Origin of the sequence: Pseudomonas fluorescens (assembly GCF_004683905.1) — a bacterium.
Classification (GTDB): domain Bacteria; phylum Pseudomonadota; class Gammaproteobacteria; order Pseudomonadales; family Pseudomonadaceae; genus Aquipseudomonas; species Aquipseudomonas putida_A.
In genome coordinates this window covers 4,915,810-4,931,343 of sequence record NZ_CP038438.1, presented here as the reverse complement: position 1 = coordinate 4,931,343, position 15,534 = coordinate 4,915,810, and the positions used below count along the sequence as shown (strand labels likewise).

Annotated in this window: 15 protein-coding genes; 14 read left to right on the top strand and 1 reads right to left on the bottom strand. The window is 59.7% G+C overall.

All coding sequences use genetic code 11. The annotated features are described in order from the left end of the window. Window positions 1-23 precede the first annotated feature (23 nt). The 12 genes from hscA (at window position 24) to der (ending at window position 11,895) form a co-directional block, all read left to right on the top strand. Window positions 24-1,889, top strand: a complete 1,866-nt coding sequence (gene hscA / locus E4T63_RS22635; protein ID WP_103367341.1) for a Fe-S protein assembly chaperone HscA — start codon at window positions 24-26, stop codon at window positions 1,887-1,889. Next, on the top strand, window positions 1,889-2,230 hold the full coding sequence (fdx, locus tag E4T63_RS22630; protein ID WP_007964424.1) for an ISC system 2Fe-2S type ferredoxin: 342 nt from the start codon (window positions 1,889-1,891) through the stop codon (window positions 2,228-2,230). Before hscA ends, fdx begins: the two co-directional genes overlap by 1 nt. 14 nt (window positions 2,231-2,244) lie before the next feature. Beyond that, complete coding sequence (gene iscX / locus E4T63_RS22625) at window positions 2,245-2,445, top strand: Fe-S cluster assembly protein IscX (protein ID WP_027619659.1); 201 nt, start codon at window positions 2,245-2,247, stop codon at window positions 2,443-2,445. Between the two features lie 88 nt (window positions 2,446-2,533). Further along, complete coding sequence (gene ndk, locus E4T63_RS22620; RefSeq protein WP_007964426.1) at window positions 2,534-2,959, top strand: nucleoside-diphosphate kinase; 426 nt, start codon at window positions 2,534-2,536, stop codon at window positions 2,957-2,959. Between the two features lie 28 nt (window positions 2,960-2,987). Beyond that, entirely contained in the window at window positions 2,988-4,136 is a 1,149-nt protein-coding gene (gene rlmN, locus E4T63_RS22615) for a 23S rRNA (adenine(2503)-C(2))-methyltransferase RlmN (protein ID WP_003227893.1), read from the top strand. Window positions 4,137-4,148: 12 nt separating this feature from the next. After that, window positions 4,149-4,907, top strand: a complete 759-nt coding sequence (gene pilW / locus E4T63_RS22610; protein ID WP_007964430.1) for a type IV pilus biogenesis/stability protein PilW — start codon at window positions 4,149-4,151, stop codon at window positions 4,905-4,907. After that, window positions 4,907-5,944, top strand: a complete 1,038-nt coding sequence (locus E4T63_RS22605) for a RodZ domain-containing protein (protein ID WP_098965479.1) — start codon at window positions 4,907-4,909, stop codon at window positions 5,942-5,944. Before pilW ends, E4T63_RS22605 begins: the two co-directional genes overlap by 1 nt. Window positions 5,945-5,947: 3 nt before the next feature. After that, the gene (ispG, locus tag E4T63_RS22600; RefSeq protein WP_007964434.1) at window positions 5,948-7,057 is read left to right on the top strand and encodes a flavodoxin-dependent (E)-4-hydroxy-3-methylbut-2-enyl-diphosphate synthase; all 1,110 of its coding nucleotides are present in this window, start codon (window positions 5,948-5,950) and stop codon (window positions 7,055-7,057) included. 36 nt (window positions 7,058-7,093) lie between these two features. Then, window positions 7,094-8,383: a histidine--tRNA ligase gene (hisS, locus tag E4T63_RS22595; protein ID WP_027612134.1), complete on the top strand. Its 1,290-nt coding sequence runs from the start codon at window positions 7,094-7,096 to the stop codon at window positions 8,381-8,383. A gap of 41 nt (window positions 8,384-8,424) precedes the next feature. Further along, complete coding sequence (locus tag E4T63_RS22590; RefSeq protein WP_007964436.1) at window positions 8,425-9,066, top strand: tetratricopeptide repeat protein; 642 nt, start codon at window positions 8,425-8,427, stop codon at window positions 9,064-9,066. Continuing rightward, window positions 9,059-10,210 carry an outer membrane protein assembly factor BamB gene (gene bamB / locus E4T63_RS22585; RefSeq protein ID WP_027612133.1) on the top strand — a complete coding sequence of 384 codons (1,152 nt, stop codon included), beginning with the start codon at window positions 9,059-9,061 and terminating at the stop codon, window positions 10,208-10,210. Before E4T63_RS22590 ends, bamB begins: the two co-directional genes overlap by 8 nt. Before the next feature lie 212 nt (window positions 10,211-10,422). Next, window positions 10,423-11,895, top strand: a complete 1,473-nt coding sequence (der, locus tag E4T63_RS22580) for a ribosome biogenesis GTPase Der (RefSeq protein WP_027612132.1) — start codon at window positions 10,423-10,425, stop codon at window positions 11,893-11,895. A 41-nt stretch (window positions 11,896-11,936) separates the two neighbouring features. Here der and E4T63_RS22575 read toward each other — a convergent pair whose 3' ends face one another. Continuing rightward, window positions 11,937-13,226 carry a hypothetical protein gene (locus E4T63_RS22575; RefSeq protein ID WP_098965476.1) on the bottom strand — a complete coding sequence of 430 codons (1,290 nt, stop codon included), beginning with the start codon at window positions 13,224-13,226 and terminating at the stop codon, window positions 11,937-11,939. A gap of 270 nt (window positions 13,227-13,496) precedes the next feature. On the opposite strand from E4T63_RS22575, the gene E4T63_RS22570 reads away from it, so the two are divergent. Beyond that, complete coding sequence (locus E4T63_RS22570) at window positions 13,497-14,645, top strand: pyridoxal phosphate-dependent aminotransferase (protein ID WP_027612131.1); 1,149 nt, start codon at window positions 13,497-13,499, stop codon at window positions 14,643-14,645. Continuing rightward, entirely contained in the window at window positions 14,633-15,424 is a 792-nt protein-coding gene (locus E4T63_RS22565; RefSeq protein WP_098965474.1) for an amidohydrolase, read from the top strand. Before E4T63_RS22570 ends, E4T63_RS22565 begins: the two co-directional genes overlap by 13 nt. Window positions 15,425-15,534: the final 110 nt, after the last annotated feature.

The following is a 15,534-nucleotide window of genomic DNA, read 5'->3' as shown; positions in this document are numbered from 1 at the left end:
TATACAGATAAGTCCTGATCACGATGGCCCTACTGCAGATCGCCGAACCCGGCCAAAGTCCTCAACCGCACCAGCGTCGTCTGGCTGTGGGAATCGACTTGGGCACTACCAATTCGCTGGTCGCTGCGTTGCGCAGTGGTCTTTCCGAGCCACTGGCCGACGCTGACGGGCAGGTCATCCTGCCGTCCGCCGTGCGTTATCACGCCGACCGCGTCGAGGTTGGCGAATCGGCCAAACTGGCCGCGTCCTCCGATCCCTTGAACACTGTGCTGTCGGTCAAGCGCCTGATGGGGCGTGGTCTGTCCGACGTCAAGCAATTAGGCGAGCAACTGCCATACCGCTTTGTCGGCGGCGAATCGCACATGCCGTTCATCGACACCGTACAAGGCCCGAAAAGCCCGGTCGAAGTCTCCGCCGATATCCTCAAGGTGCTGCGTCAGCGTGCTGAAGCGACCCTGGGTGGCGAACTGGTCGGTGCGGTGATCACCGTTCCGGCGTATTTCGACGATGCGCAGCGCCAAGCCACCAAGGATGCGGCGAAACTCGCCGGTCTGAATGTGCTGCGTCTGCTCAACGAGCCGACCGCTGCCGCCGTGGCGTATGGCCTGGATCAACACGCCGAAGGTCTGGTCGCAATCTATGACCTGGGCGGCGGAACCTTCGATATTTCGATTCTGCGTCTGACCGGCGGTGTTTTCGAAGTGCTCGCCACTGGCGGCGACAGCGCGCTGGGCGGCGATGACTTCGATCACGCGATTGCCGGCTGGATTATCGAGAGCGCCGGCCTGTCTGCCGATCTCGACCCGGGCGCACAACGCAATCTGCTGCAAACCGCCTGTGCGGCCAAAGAAGCCCTGACCGATGCGGCCAGCGTTGAAGTCGCCTACGGTGACTGGAAAGCGCAGCTGACCCGCGAAGCCTTCGATGCGCTGATCGAGCCGATGGTTGCTCGCAGCCTGAAAGCCTGCCGCCGCGCTGTGCGTGATTCCGGTATTGAGTTGGAAGACGTGCATGCCGTGGTCATGGTCGGTGGTTCGACTCGTGTGCCGCGTGTTCGCGAGGCGGTTGCCGAAGCCTTTGGTCGTCAGCCACTGACCGAAATCGACCCGGATCAAGTGGTGGCCATCGGGGCCGCGATCCAGGCGGATACGCTGGCTGGCAACAAGCGTGATGGCGGCGAACTGCTGCTGCTCGACGTGATTCCACTGTCCCTTGGGCTGGAAACCATGGGCGGGCTGATGGAGAAGGTGATTCCGCGCAACACCACCATCCCGGTCGCCCGTGCGCAGGACTTCACTACTTATAAAGACGGCCAGTCGGCCATGGCGATCCATGTGCTGCAGGGTGAGCGCGAGCTGATCAGCGACTGCCGCTCCCTGGCGCGCTTCGAACTGCGCGGCATTCCAGCGATGGTGGCCGGTGCGGCGAAGATTCGCGTGACCTTCCAGGTCGATGCCGACGGCCTGCTCAGCGTGTCTGCCCGCGAACTGGGTTCGGGCGTCGAGGCGAGCATTCAGGTCAAACCGTCCTACGGTCTGACCGACGGTGAAATCGCCAAGATGCTCAAGGACTCGTTCCAGCACGCCAATGACGACAAGGTCGCCCGCGTCCTGCGCGAGCAGCAAGTCGATGCCCAACGCCTGATCGAAGCGGTGCAGGGTGCTCTGGAAGCCGATGGCGAGCGTTTGCTCGACTCCGAGGAGCGCATGGTAATCGAGCTGCAGATGCAAGAACTGGCCGAACTGATGAAAGGCACCGATGGTTACGCCATCGAGCAGCAGACCAAGCGTCTGTCGCAAGTGACCGATGCTTTTGCTGCCCGCCGCATGGATCTGACGGTGAAAGCCGCTCTGTCGGGGCGCAATCTGAATGAAATCGAGGATATCTGATGCCGCAGGTCATTTTTCTGCCCCACGAGAAGTTCTGCCCTGAAGGCATGGTCGTCGAGGCCGAGCCCGGCACTTCGATTCTCGAGCTGGCTCACGAACACCACATCGAGATGGAAAGCGCCTGCGGCGGCGTCTGCGCCTGCACCACTTGCCACTGCATCATCCGCGAGGGTTTCGACTCGCTGGAAGAGGCGGACGAGCTGGAAGAAGACTTCCTCGATCGCGCCTGGGGTCTGGAAGCGCAATCGCGCCTGGCCTGTCAGGCTATCGTCGGCGAAGAAGACATCACCGTCGAGATTCCGAAATATTCGCTTAACCATGCGGCCGAAGCGCCGCACTGACTGGTAAGACTGTCATGAGCTACGGTTGGAATGATGTTCAACGCATTGCAGAAGAATTGGCCGAAGCCAAGCCGGATGTAGATCCGCTTTCTGTCAATTTCGTCGACCTGCAGCGATGGATCATGGAATTGCCTGACTTCGACAACACCTCTGGCCGTGTCGGCGAGAAGGTGTTGGAAGCGGTTCAGGCACTCTGGATCGAAGAAGTCGACTGATCGTCCTCGCAGGTTAGGCAATACCCAAGAACCCGCGTATAATTCGCGGGTTTAATTTTTCGCAAATTACCGTTTCTGGAGTTACACCATGGCTGTTCAACGTACTTTCTCCATCATCAAGCCTGACGCTGTTGCAAAAAACGTCATCGGCGAGATCACCACTCGTTTCGAAAAAGCAGGCCTGCGCGTTGTAGCTTCGAAACTGAAGCAGCTGTCCAAAGCCGAAGCTGAAGGCTTCTACGCTGAGCACAAAGAGCGCGGTTTCTTCGGCGACCTGGTTGCTTTCATGATCTCCGGTCCTGTTGTTGTTCAGGTTCTGGAAGGCGAAAACGCTATCGCTCTGAACCGTGAGCTGATGGGCGCTACCAACCCTAAAGAAGCTGCTGCCGGCACCATCCGTGCTGACTTCGCTGAGTCGATCGACGCCAACGCCGTTCACGGTTCGGACTCCGAAGCCGCTGCTGCTCGCGAAATCTCGTACTTCTTCGCAGCTACTGAAGTAACCACTCGCTAAGCATTGCTTAAAGAGTGAAGGTGAATCCATGACTACATCGACTGTTAAAACAAACCTGCTGGGTCTGACCCAGCCGGAAATGGAAAAATTCTTCGACTCAATCGGGGAGAAGCGTTTCCGTGCCGGTCAGGTAATGAAATGGATTCACCACTTTGGCGTCGATGATTTCGACGCCATGACGAACGTCAGCAAGGCCTTGCGCGACAAGCTCAAGGCTATTGCTGAGGTCCGTGGTCCCGAAGTGGTCAGCGAGGACATTTCCAGCGACGGCACCCGCAAGTGGGTGGTGCGCGTGGCGTCCGGCAGCTGTGTCGAGACCGTCTACATTCCTCAGGGCAAACGCGGCACGCTGTGCGTTTCGTCCCAGGCAGGCTGTGCCCTGGACTGCAGTTTCTGCTCCACCGGCAAGCAAGGCTTCAACAGCAACCTCACCGCCGCCGAAGTCATCGGTCAGGTGTGGATTGCCAACAAATCCTTCGGCAGTGTTCCCGCCACCATCGACCGCGCCATCACCAACGTGGTGATGATGGGCATGGGCGAACCGCTGCTGAACTTCGACAACGTCGTGGCCGCCATGCATCTGATGATGGATGACCTGGGCTACGGGATCTCCAAGCGCCGCGTGACCCTGTCCACTTCGGGCGTGGTGCCGATGATCGATGAGCTGGCCAAGCACATCGACGTCTCCCTGGCGTTGTCCCTGCACGCACCGAATGACGCATTGCGTAACCAATTGGTGCCGATCAACAAGAAATATCCGCTTAAGATGCTGCTCGAGTCGTGCCAGCGCTACATGTCCGCCCTGGGCGAGAAACGCGTGCTGACCATCGAGTACACCTTGCTCAAGGACGTCAACGACAAGCTTGAGCACGCCGTGGAAATGATCGAGCTGCTCAAAGACATTCCATGCAAGATCAACCTGATTCCGTTCAACCCGTTCCCGCATTCCGGTTACGAGCGGCCGAGCAACAACGCCATTCGTCGGTTCCAGGATCAGTTGCATCAGGCCGGCTTTAACGTCACTGTCCGCACCACCCGTGGTGAAGACATCGACGCTGCGTGTGGTCAATTGGTAGGGCAGGTGCTGGATCGCACCCGTCGCAGTGAACGTTACATCGCCGTGCGTGAGTTGAGCGCCGACAGCGATCTGGCACAGAACGCCGCGAACACTAACTAAGAGAGGATCTCTATGTCCCTGCGCTTTGCGCTGCTGTTGCTGATGGCCAGCCTGTGTGCTGGTTGTGTCCTGTCGGGTGACTACAACCCGATGAAGACCAGCAAGGGCCGCGACGAAGCGCGTGCCGCCTACGTGCAGCTGGGATTGGGATACTTGCAGCAAGGGATGACCGAGCGCGCCAAGGTGCCGCTGAAGAAGGCGCTGGAGCTGGACGGCTCCGATCCTGATGCCAACGCTGCCCTCGGCCTGGTGTTCCAGGCCGAAATGGAGCCGAAGCTGGCCGACGAACATTTCCGCAAAGCCCTGTCCTCGCGTCCCACCGATGCACGAATCCTCAATAACTACGGCAGTTTTCTCTACGAAGAACAGCGTTACAAGGAAGCCTACGAGCGTTTTGAGCAAGCAGCCGCCGATACCCTGTATCCTGAGCGTTCGCGAGTCTTCGAGAATCTCGGCATGACCGCCTCGAAACTCGGTCAGCGGGATCTGGCACAGCAGCAACTGGAAAAAGCCCTGCGGCTGAACCGTCAACAACCGCGCGCTTTGCTGGAAATGGCTGAGTTGTCCTTCGAAGACAGGCATTATGTGCCCGCGCGTGACTATTACGACCGTTTCAGCCTGCTAACCGAGCAAAATGCACGTAGTCTATTGCTCGGCGTTCGGCTGGCAAAAGTGTTTGAAGATCGCGACAAGGCCGCCAGTTATGGCCTGCAATTAAAACGACTCTATCCCGGTACGCCGGAATATCAGCAATACCTGTCGGAGCAATGATGAAAGCGGCGCATCCCGAAGTTGTAGCAGCGACTCGCGTTAATCCCGGTGAGACTTTGCGCCAGGCCCGCGAAAGCAATGGCTGGTCGCTGGCCGAAGTGGCCCTCAAGCTCAACCTCACCGTGACTTCCCTGAGCAATCTTGAAGCTGGCGCTTTCGACAAGCTGCCGGGGCATACCTTCGCTCGCGGTTACATTCGCGCTTATGCCAAATTGCTCGGGATGGATCAGACTGTTCTGGTTCAGCAATTCGACCAGTCCACCGGCACCGACTCACAGGGCAGCAACGTGCATGCGCTGGGTCGTATCGAAGAGCCGGTGCGGGTTTCACACACTATTTTGCGTATTGTCAGCCTGCTGTTGCTGGTCGCGGTCATCGGCGGCGGTTTCGTCTGGTGGCAGGATCAGACCTCGCAGCGCAGCAAGGACGTGACCAGCCTGGCCCCGGAGCACGTTGAAGTCGAAGGCGCCGACGGCACCACACAGATTCACCCGATCGACGAGCCGGAAGACCAGGCCGTTGCCGAAGGTCAGGCCGAAGGCGCAACCGCGCTGGCCCTGCCGCAATCGGAAACCACCGCTGAATCGACCGGTGCCGAGCCGGTTGCTCCAGCAACCGCACCAGCCGCCCCGGCTGCAACCACGCCAGCCGCACCGGTTCATACACCGGCTCCGGTTGTGACTGCTCCGGCGACTTCAGCACCGAATGCCCCGGCCACACCAGCGCCGACGGTCACCGCACCAGTGGTAGCGGCTACCTCTGCGCCGACCGCAGAAGCAGCTGTCCCAGCGGCTGGCGACGGCCAGGTGCAACTGCAGTTCACCGCCGATTGCTGGGCACAGGTAACCGATGGTCGCGGCAAAGTGCTGTTCAGCGGTCTGAAACATAAAGGCGACAGCGTTTCGGTTTCCGGCAAGCCGCCACTGGCGGTGCGTCTGGGTGTGGCTCGCGCCGCACAGGTCAGCTACAACGGCCAACCGGTCGATATCGCTCCGTTCACCAGTGGCGAGACTGCTCGCCTGAAGTTGGGTCAATAAGTCATGCACGGCGAATCTCCAATCAAACGTCGCGTTTCGCGCAAGATCTGGGTCGGTAACGTACCTGTTGGCGGCGATGCGCCCATCGCTGTGCAGAGCATGACCAACAGCGACACCAATGATGTGGCTGCCACCGTCGCCCAGATCAATCGTCTGGAAGCGGCCGGCGTCGACATCGTCCGCGTTTCGGTACCGGACATGGACGCCGCCGAGGCGTTCGGCAGGATCAAGCAACTGGTCAAGGTGCCGCTGGTTGCCGACATCCACTTCGACTACAAGATCGCTCTGCGCGTCGCCGAACTGGGTGTGGACTGCCTGCGCATCAACCCGGGCAACATCGGTCGTGAAGACCGGGTGCGTGCCGTGGTCGATGCCGCCCGTGACCGCGGGATTCCGATTCGTATCGGCGTCAACGCCGGCTCGCTGGAAAAAGACCTGCAGAAGAAATACGGCGAACCGACCCCGGCTGCACTGGTCGAGTCCGCGCTGCGTCACGTCGAGCACCTCGAGCGCCTGAATTTCCAGGACTTCAAGGTCAGCGTGAAAGCCTCCGACGTGTTCATGGCCGTTGAAGCCTACCGTCTGCTGGCGAAAGAAATCGTCCAGCCGCTGCACCTGGGCATCACCGAAGCCGGTGGTTTGCGTTCGGGCACAGTGAAATCCGCCGTGGGCCTAGGTATGCTGCTCGCCGAGGGGATTGGCGATACTATCCGCATCTCGCTGGCGGCCGATCCGGTCGAGGAAGTGAAGGTCGGTTACGACATTCTCAAGTCTTTGCATCTGCGTTCCCGTGGCATCAACTTCATCGCCTGCCCGAGCTGCTCGCGGCAGAACTTCGATGTGGTCAAGACCATGAACGAGCTGGAAGGGCGCCTTGAAGACCTGCTGGTGCCGCTGGATGTCGCGGTGATCGGTTGCGTGGTCAACGGCCCCGGCGAAGCCAAGGAAGCCCATATCGGCTTGACCGGCGGCACGCCAAACCTGATTTACATCGACGGCAAGCCGTCGCAGAAACTGACGAATGACAATCTGGTGGACGAGCTGGAAAAGCTGATCCGCGAGAAAGCGGCCGAGAAGGTCGAAGCTGACGCAGCGGTCATCGCGCGCGGCTGAGCCTGACTGAAAGCCGAATGAATTTAAGGATTTAAAGTGAGCAAGTCTCTGCAAGCCATCCGTGGCATGAATGACATCCTGCCCGAACAGACCCCGCTGTGGCGTTATTTCGAGGGCACTGTCGCGCGTCTGCTGGATAACTACGGTTACAAGCAGATCCGCATGCCGATCGTCGAATTCACCGAGCTGTTCAAACGCTCGATTGGTGAAGTGACCGACATCGTCGAAAAAGAGATGTACACCTTCGAAGATCGCAACGGCGATTCCCTGACCCTGCGTCCGGAAGGCACAGCGGCGTGCGTGCGTGCGGTGCTCGAACACGGCATCACCGGCGGTGGTCAGGTGCAGAAACTCTGGTACATCGGCCCGATGTTCCGCCACGAGCGTCCGCAGAAAGGCCGTTATCGCCAGTTCCACCAGATCGGTCTGGAGGTGTTCAACCTCGACGGTCCGGACATCGATGCCGAGCTGATCATCATGACCTGGCGCCTGTGGGGCGAGCTGGGCATCCGTGATGCGGTCAAGCTCGAACTCAACAGCCTGGGCACCAGCGAATCCCGTGGTCGCTATCGTGAAGCGCTGGTCGAGTACCTCTCGGCGCACCACGACAAGCTCGACGAAGACAGCCAGCGTCGCCTGAAAACCAACCCGCTGCGCGTGCTCGACACCAAAAATGCCGACACTCAGGCGGTACTGGTCGATGCGCCGAAGATGGCCGACTACCTGGACGACGAATCCCGTGCGCACTTCGAAGGTCTGAAGGCGCGTCTGGACGCGGTTGGCATCCCGTATGTGCTCAACCCGAAACTGGTGCGCGGCCTCGATTACTACAGCAAAACCGTATTCGAATGGGTCACCGACAAGCTCGGCGCTCAGGGCACGGTCTGCGCGGGCGGTCGTTACGACGGTCTGGTCGAGCAGATGGGCGGCAAGCCGACTACAGGCGTGGGTTTCGCCATGGGCATCGAGCGTCTGGTGTTGATGCTCGAAACCCTGGAGCAGATCCCGGAAGAAATCTCCCGTCAGGTCGACGTTTACCTCTGCGCCTTTGGCGAGGAGGCCGAACTGGCCGGTCTGGCCCTGGCCGAGCGTGTGCGTGACCAGCTTCCAAACCTGCGTCTGCAAGTCAATGCCGGCGCCGGCAGCTTCAAAAGCCAGTTCAAGAAAGCCGACAAGAGCGGTGCGCTGTACGCACTGATCCTGGGTGACGACGAAATGGCCCAGCAAGTGGTAGGTTTCAAACCCCTGCGTGGCCAGGGCGAACAACAAAGCATTGCCTGGGATGCGCTTGCCGCTCACCTGGCCACCTGCGTCGTGCAGGGTTGAAGCTGTCTAAACAGCCGATTTAGCGATTAAGGAGTATTGGGGTGTCGAGTACCGAAGACGAACAGTTGGCGGATTTGAAGGACTGGTGGACACGCAACGGCAAACCTCTGGTCACTGGCGGCCTGTTGGCGCTGGTCATCGTGTTCGGCTGGCAGGCTTTTCACAAGTATCAGAGCAACCAGTCGCAAGGCGCCTCGGTGCTCTATCAGCAACTGCTGGAAACCACGCTGACCCCGGACGGCAAGCCTGACGCTGCCCGCGTTGCGGATCTGGCCGGCAAGCTCAACAGCGAATTCGGCGGCACCGCGTACGCGCAGTACGGCAGCCTGTTCGTGGCCAAAGTAGCGGTCGACAGCGGCAAGCTGGACGACGCTGCGACTGAACTCAAAGCCATCGTTGCCAAACCGGCCAACCCGGCGCTGGGCGAAATCGCCCGTCAGCGTCTGGCGCAGGTACTGGGTGCGCAGAACAAGGCCGATGAAGCCCTGAAGCTGCTCGACGGCGATGCCGACAAGGCGTTCCTGGCCACTCGCGAAGAACTCAAGGGTGATCTGCTGGTTCAGCTGGGTCGTACCGACGAGGCGAACACCGCGTATCAAAAAGCCAAGGCGGCACTGTCGGATGAAGCGGCAGTCGGTGGCCTTCAAATCAAGCTTGACGACCTGGCCAAAGGGGATGCGTGACGTGATCCGTTGGAAGCATGCAGCATTGCTGGCTCTGGCCATTCTGGCCGCGGGTTGCAGCAGCAACAGCAAAAAAGAACTGCCACCGGCCGAGCTGACCGACTTCAAAGAAGAAGTGGTGCTGCAAAAGCAGTGGAGCCGTTCGATCGGTGACGGTCAGGGCGAAACCTACAACATGCTGGTGCCGGCGATCGATGGTGACACCATCTACGCCGCCGACGTGACCGGCGTGTTGATGGCCATGGATCGCAGCAATGGCGACGTGAAGTGGAAAAAGGATCTTGAACTGCCTGTCTCCGGCGCCGTTGGCGTAGGTTACGGCCTGGTCACGATCGGTACCCTGAAGGGTGAAATCGTTGCCCTCGACGCCATCAACGGCGAAGAGAAGTGGCGCGCCCGGGTATCCAGCGAAGTCCTCGCGCCACCGGCCAACAACGGTGACGTTGTCGTGGTACAGACTCAGGACGATCGTCTGATCGGTCTGGACGCTGCTACCGGCGACCGTCGCTGGACCTACGACAGCACCCCTGCGGTACTGACCCTGCGCGGCACCAGCGCCCCCGTCGTGACCAACCGCCTCGCGGTGGCTGGCCTGTCGACCGGTAAAGTGGTCGCCCTGGACATTTCCAACGGTGTGCCGGTCTGGGAGCAGCGCGTTGCGATTCCAACCGGTCGTTCGGAACTGGAGCGCGTGGTCGACATCGACGGCGGTCTGCTGCTGTCCGGCGAAACGCTGTACGTTGCCAGCTATCAGGGCCGCGTCGCGGCACTCGATCTGCAAAGCGGCCGTCAACTCTGGCAGCGCGATGCGTCGAGCTATGCCGGTGTCGCCCAGGGTTTCGGCAACGTCTACGTGAGCCTGTCTTCGGGCACCGTTGAAGGCGTTGACGAGCGTTCGACCACTGCACTGTGGAGCAACGACTCGCTGGCTCGCCGCCAACTGTCGGCTCCGGAAGTGTTCTCCAGCTACGTAGCCGTCGGTGACCTGGAAGGTTACCTGCACCTGTTGAGCCAGGTGGACGGTCGTTTTGTGGGTCGTGAGCGTATCGACAGTGACGGCCTGCGTGCCCGTCCGCTGGTGGTGGGCAACACGATCTATGTGTATGGCAACAGCGGCAAACTGGAAGCCCTGACCATCAAGTAACAACTATGCTTGGGGTTAACGCCCCAGGCAGCTTCATTTGTGGGAGCGGGCTTGCTCGCGAAGGGCGTCAACGAAGACGCGTACAGCCTGATTAAACGCGGTGCTGCTACGGTCTTTCGCGAGCAAGCCCGCTCCCACAGTGTTGCCCCGAGCACCAGCCGCTGCCTCGCAGCGGCTTTTGTATTTTCTGAAATAACGAAGTGGAGAGCCGCATGGTTCCCGTAATCGCCCTGGTGGGCCGACCGAACGTCGGCAAATCCACCTTGTTCAACCGCCTGACCAGGACTCGCGACGCCATCGTCGGCGACTTGTCCGGTCTGACCCGTGATCGCCAGTACGGTGAGGCCAAGTGGCAAGGGCGTTCCTACATTCTGATCGACACCGGTGGTATCTCCGGTGACGAACACGGTATGGACGAAAAAATGGCCGAGCAGTCGCTGCTGGCCATTGAAGAAGCGGATGTTGTGCTGTTCCTGGTAGATGCCAAGGCCGGTTTCACCGCCGCCGACCAGATGATCGCCGAACACTTGCGCAAGCGTAACAAGCGTTCCCACGTGGTTGCCAACAAGGTCGACAACATCGACCCGGAAATGGCCCGCGCTGAATTCGCCCCGCTGGGCATGGGCCACGCGATCCCGATCGCCGGTGCTCACGGCCGTGGTATCACTCAACTGCTGGAAGCGGCACTGAGCGATTTCCCGCGTGATGATGACGAACCGGCGGAAGGCGAAGAAGAAGAGATCGTCGCCGAGGGTGAGGAAGCCAAGCGCATTCCTGGCCCGAGCGAAAAAGACGGGATCAAGATCGCCATCATCGGCCGTCCGAACGTCGGCAAGTCGACCTTGGTCAACCGCATGCTCGGTGAAGACCGCGTCATCGTCTACGACCAGCCCGGCACCACCCGCGACAGTATCTACATTCCGTTCGAGCGTAACGACGAGAAGTACACGCTGATCGACACCGCCGGTGTGCGCAAGCGCGGCAAGATCCACGAAGAAGTCGAAAAATTCTCCGTGGTCAAAACCCTGCAGGCGATCAAAGACGCCAACGTGGTGATCTTCGTGATGGACGCCCGCGAAGGTGTGGTCGATCACGACCTCAACCTGCTGGGCTTTGCCCTCGAAGCCGGCCGTGCGCTGGTGATCGCAATCAACAAATGGGACGGCATGACCCCGAGCGAGCGCGACTTTGTGAAGGTCGAGCTGCAACGTCGGCTGTTCTTCGTCGACTTCGCCGATATTCACTTTATTTCGGCATTGCACGGCACTGGCGTGGGCAACCTCTACGCCTCGGTGCAGAACTCGTTCAAGTCCGCAGTGACCCGCTGGCCGACCAGCCGCCTGACGCAGATTCTCGAAGACGCGGTCAGCGAGCACCAGCCGCCGATGGTCAACAGCCGCCGGATCAAGCTGCGTTACGCTCACCTGGGTGGTGCGAACCCGCCGATCATCGTGATCCACGGTAACCAGATCGAGAAAGTGCCGAAGTCGTATGTGCGCTATCTGGAGAACACTTACCGCCGTGTGCTGAAGCTGGTCGGTACGCCGATCCGCATCGAGTTCAAAGGTGGCGAGAACCCGTACGAAGGCAACAAGAACACGCTGACCGACCGCCAGGTCAACAAGAAGCGTCGCTTGATGTCGCACAACAAGAAAGCCAGCAAGAAGCGCCGCGACAAGAAGTGATTCAGGTCTTCACCCGAAAGGCGCCGCTTGCGGCGCCTTTTTTATGGGCTGATGGTTGTCATTGAGCGCTCTTTGGCGTTACTACCCTGGTAGCGCAGCAGGAAGAAGTCCGCATACGGAGACAGGCCTTGCGATTTTCCCAGCACCAGAATTCGGCCAATGTCGTCCACCGCGAGATCGATGGCACGCTCAAGCATGTTTCCCATGCCGTCACTTACCCAGCCCTGGCCTTCGCCAAAGTTCGGGTCCAATTCAGCATTGTCCAGAAAACGCGCCAATAACGGGACAACGTTCAGGTTTTTCTCGGCGTAACCCACAACCAGCGTCGTGTTGTCGGGTTGTTGCAAAGCCTTCAGCCACGCGCAACGATCGTGAATCTTCACCTCGCTTCTAAAGGTGTCGTCACTGCCGTCAGCCTCCAGGCGAGCGAGCAGCGCTTGATCGCCCCGTGACCCAGCGCACAACAAACGATCGCCGGGAAGTGCGACGATGCTGGTGATGTTCCAGTCGGGCTTTCGCAGTTCGCCCTCTCTTCCGAATGACGGATCAATCTCGCCGTCAGCCGTGAATCGGTAGATGACCGCATCACTGCTCTCTCCCGAAAGTTCTCCAAATACCAGAATACGGTCATCGTTCTGGATGATCAGGCCCTTCTTGCGAAAGTTGTGTCCAGGTGCTGGTTTGATCGTGAGATGTCCGTTGCCCCGGGCAAAGTTATTGTCCAGCTTTGCGTCTTGGGAGATTCTGGCCAGTACTGCGGTCGAGTTAAGTGCATGCGGTGTGACGAGGTCATGCCAGACATGCTCAAAGGCGAAGACAAAATGACCGGTTGATTGCCTGTCTATGCTGGTGGGTGAGGCGCCCACTGAACTGCTCGGGTCACAGGGTAACTTGTAGACATATCTTCCTCCCCTGCCGAATGGCTCGTCGTAACGGCCGTTCATGTTCAGTCTGGCAAAAGCGGGGACATCCGTTGGCCGGTCATTAGTAAAGACACCTGCTAGAACTACCTTCGACCCGGTTATGAAGATTCGTTGACAGGCAGAGGCCAGTCGAGCGTCATCGGGGTTGAAGCGGTCGGCCATATAACCGTTATTGAAAGGCAAGTAAGGCTCACCTTTCTGGTTGAGGCACGTTATGGCGAAATTTTGCTGCAAGTCATCGCCCGATGGCTGTTCCACGTCGCCGGCAATAAAGATCCTGCCCTCGCTGGCGAGTGTAAGACTATTGGCGTGATAGGCACTCCCGAAATTGAATTTGAGTTTTTTCTTGCCGCCTTTGCCAAACGTGGTATCCAGATTACCTGCCTTAATGATCATTCGTTTTGTCATCACTGCGATTCCTTGAGATAACGAGGTTGTGCCGTGGACCCAGTTAAAAGCTTGCTGCAACTTACCGCTACTGTCAGAAGTTACAGGGGAGGGCGTATTGCGCGACCACTCATCCGTTTTCCTCCGGCGCGAGTAGGTTCAAGGTGCCTTTTTGTGATTTCGTATTGCCGCGCATCGTAGGGAACGACTTTTTTTATCGTATTCGAATGGGCTATTCTCGGGCTCTCCCGCGCCGTCGTCAGAGCCGGGTGTAGAGCAGGGAACCCCTCGATGATCACCAGTAAGCTGCCGAATGTCGGCATCACTATTTTCACGCAGATGTCTCAGCTCGCGGCGCAGACCGGAGCGATCAACCTGTCCCAGGGTTTTCCTGACTTCGACGGCCCGCAGTCCCTGCGTGACGCGGTCGGTCGGCATATCGCCAGCGGCCATAACCAGTATTCACCGATGACCGGCCTGCCGGCGCTGCGCGAGCAAATCGCGGCGAAAATCGCGCGCAGCTATGGCGTGAAAGTCGATGCCGACAGCGAAGTGACCGTAACGCCGGGCGCGACCCAGGCGATCTTCTGTGCGATTCAGGCAGTTATCCACAGCGGTGACGAAGTCATCGTGTTCGACCCGTGCTACGACAGCTATGAACCGGCGACGCAGTTGGCGGGCGGCCGCTGCGTGCATGTGCAACTGAACCCGCACGATTTCTCCATCGATTTCGACAAGCTCGCCGCGGCCCTCAGCCCGCGCACGAAAATGATCGTCATCAACACGCCGCACAACCCGAGCGGTGCACTGATCAGCCGTGCCGAACTGGATCAACTGGCGGAGTTGATCCGTGGTCGCGACATCTATCTGATCAGCGACGAGGTGTACGAACACCTGGTGTTCGACGGTGTGCCGCATGTCAGCGTGTTGGCTCACGAAGAGCTGTACCAGCGCGCATTTGTGGTCAGCTCGTTCGGCAAGACCTACCACGTGACGGGCTGGAAAACCGGTTACGTGGTTGCACCGCCGGCGCTGACCGCCGAGCTGCGCAAGGTGCACCAGTACGTCAGTTTCTGCGGTGTCACCCCGCTGCAATACGCCCTGGCCGATTACATGGCCGAGCACCCGGAACACGTCGAAGAGCTTCCGGGTTTCTATCAGGCCAAGCGCGACCTGTTCTGCGATTTGCTGGCGCCGTCGCGCTTCACCTTCACCCGCGTCACCGGCACGTATTTCCAGTTGGTCGATTACTCGCAGATTCGTCCTGACTTGAACGACGTCGACATGGCGATCTGGATGACCCGTGAACACGGCGTGGCGAGCATTCCGGTGTCGGTGTTCTACCAGAATCCACCCGAAGGCCAGCGCCTGGTGCGCCTGTGCTTCGCCAAACGCGAGGAGACGCTGCGCGAAGCAGCGGCAAAACTATGCGTGATCTGAGTGCATTGCCCGATCTCAATCTGGCGCTGATCCAGACCAGCCTGGCCTGGCATGACCGTCAAGCCAACCTTGAGCACTTCGAGGTGCTGCTGGAGCAGGCCCGAGGCGCCGACCTGATCATCCTGCCGGAGATGTTCACCACCGGTTTCTCCATGGAGTCGGAAACCCTCGCCGAAGCCGAGCATGGCCCGACCAGCAAGTGGATGAAGGCGCAGGCCGCGAAACTGAATGCGGTGATCACCGGCAGCGTGATCATTCAGGCGGCGGACGGCAGCCATCGCAATCGCCTGCTGTGGGCACGCCCGGACGGCGAAGTCTGGCATTACGACAAGCGCCACCTGTTCCGCATGGCCGGCGAGCACAACCACTACACCCCCGGCGAGCGTCAGGTGCAGTTCGAACTCAAGGGTTGGCGGATCCGGCCGCTGATTTGCTACGACCTGCGCTTCCCGGTGTGGAGTCGCGACGCGCAGGATACCGATCTGCTGCTGTACACCGCCAACTGGCCGGGTGCCCGGCGTCTGCACTGGAACCGCTTGTTGCCGGCGCGGGCGATTGAAAACCTGTGCTACGTGGCGGCAGTGAACCGGATCGGCACCGACGGCAAGGGCTTTGCCTATACCGGCGACAGTCAGGTGCTGGATTTCCAGGGCGAGACGTTGCTGGCGGCGGGGGAGGCGGACGGCGTGTTCAAGGTTGTGCTGGAGGCCGCGCCATTGGCTGCGTATCGCGAGCGCTTTCCGGCCAATCTGGATGCGGATACCTTCGAACTCACTTGATATTCGCGACCGCTTTCGCGAGCAAGCCCGCTCCCACAGGTAGAACGCAATACCCTGTGGGAGCGGGCTTGCTCGCGAAGAGGCCCGATCAGACAACACAAAACCAGCAG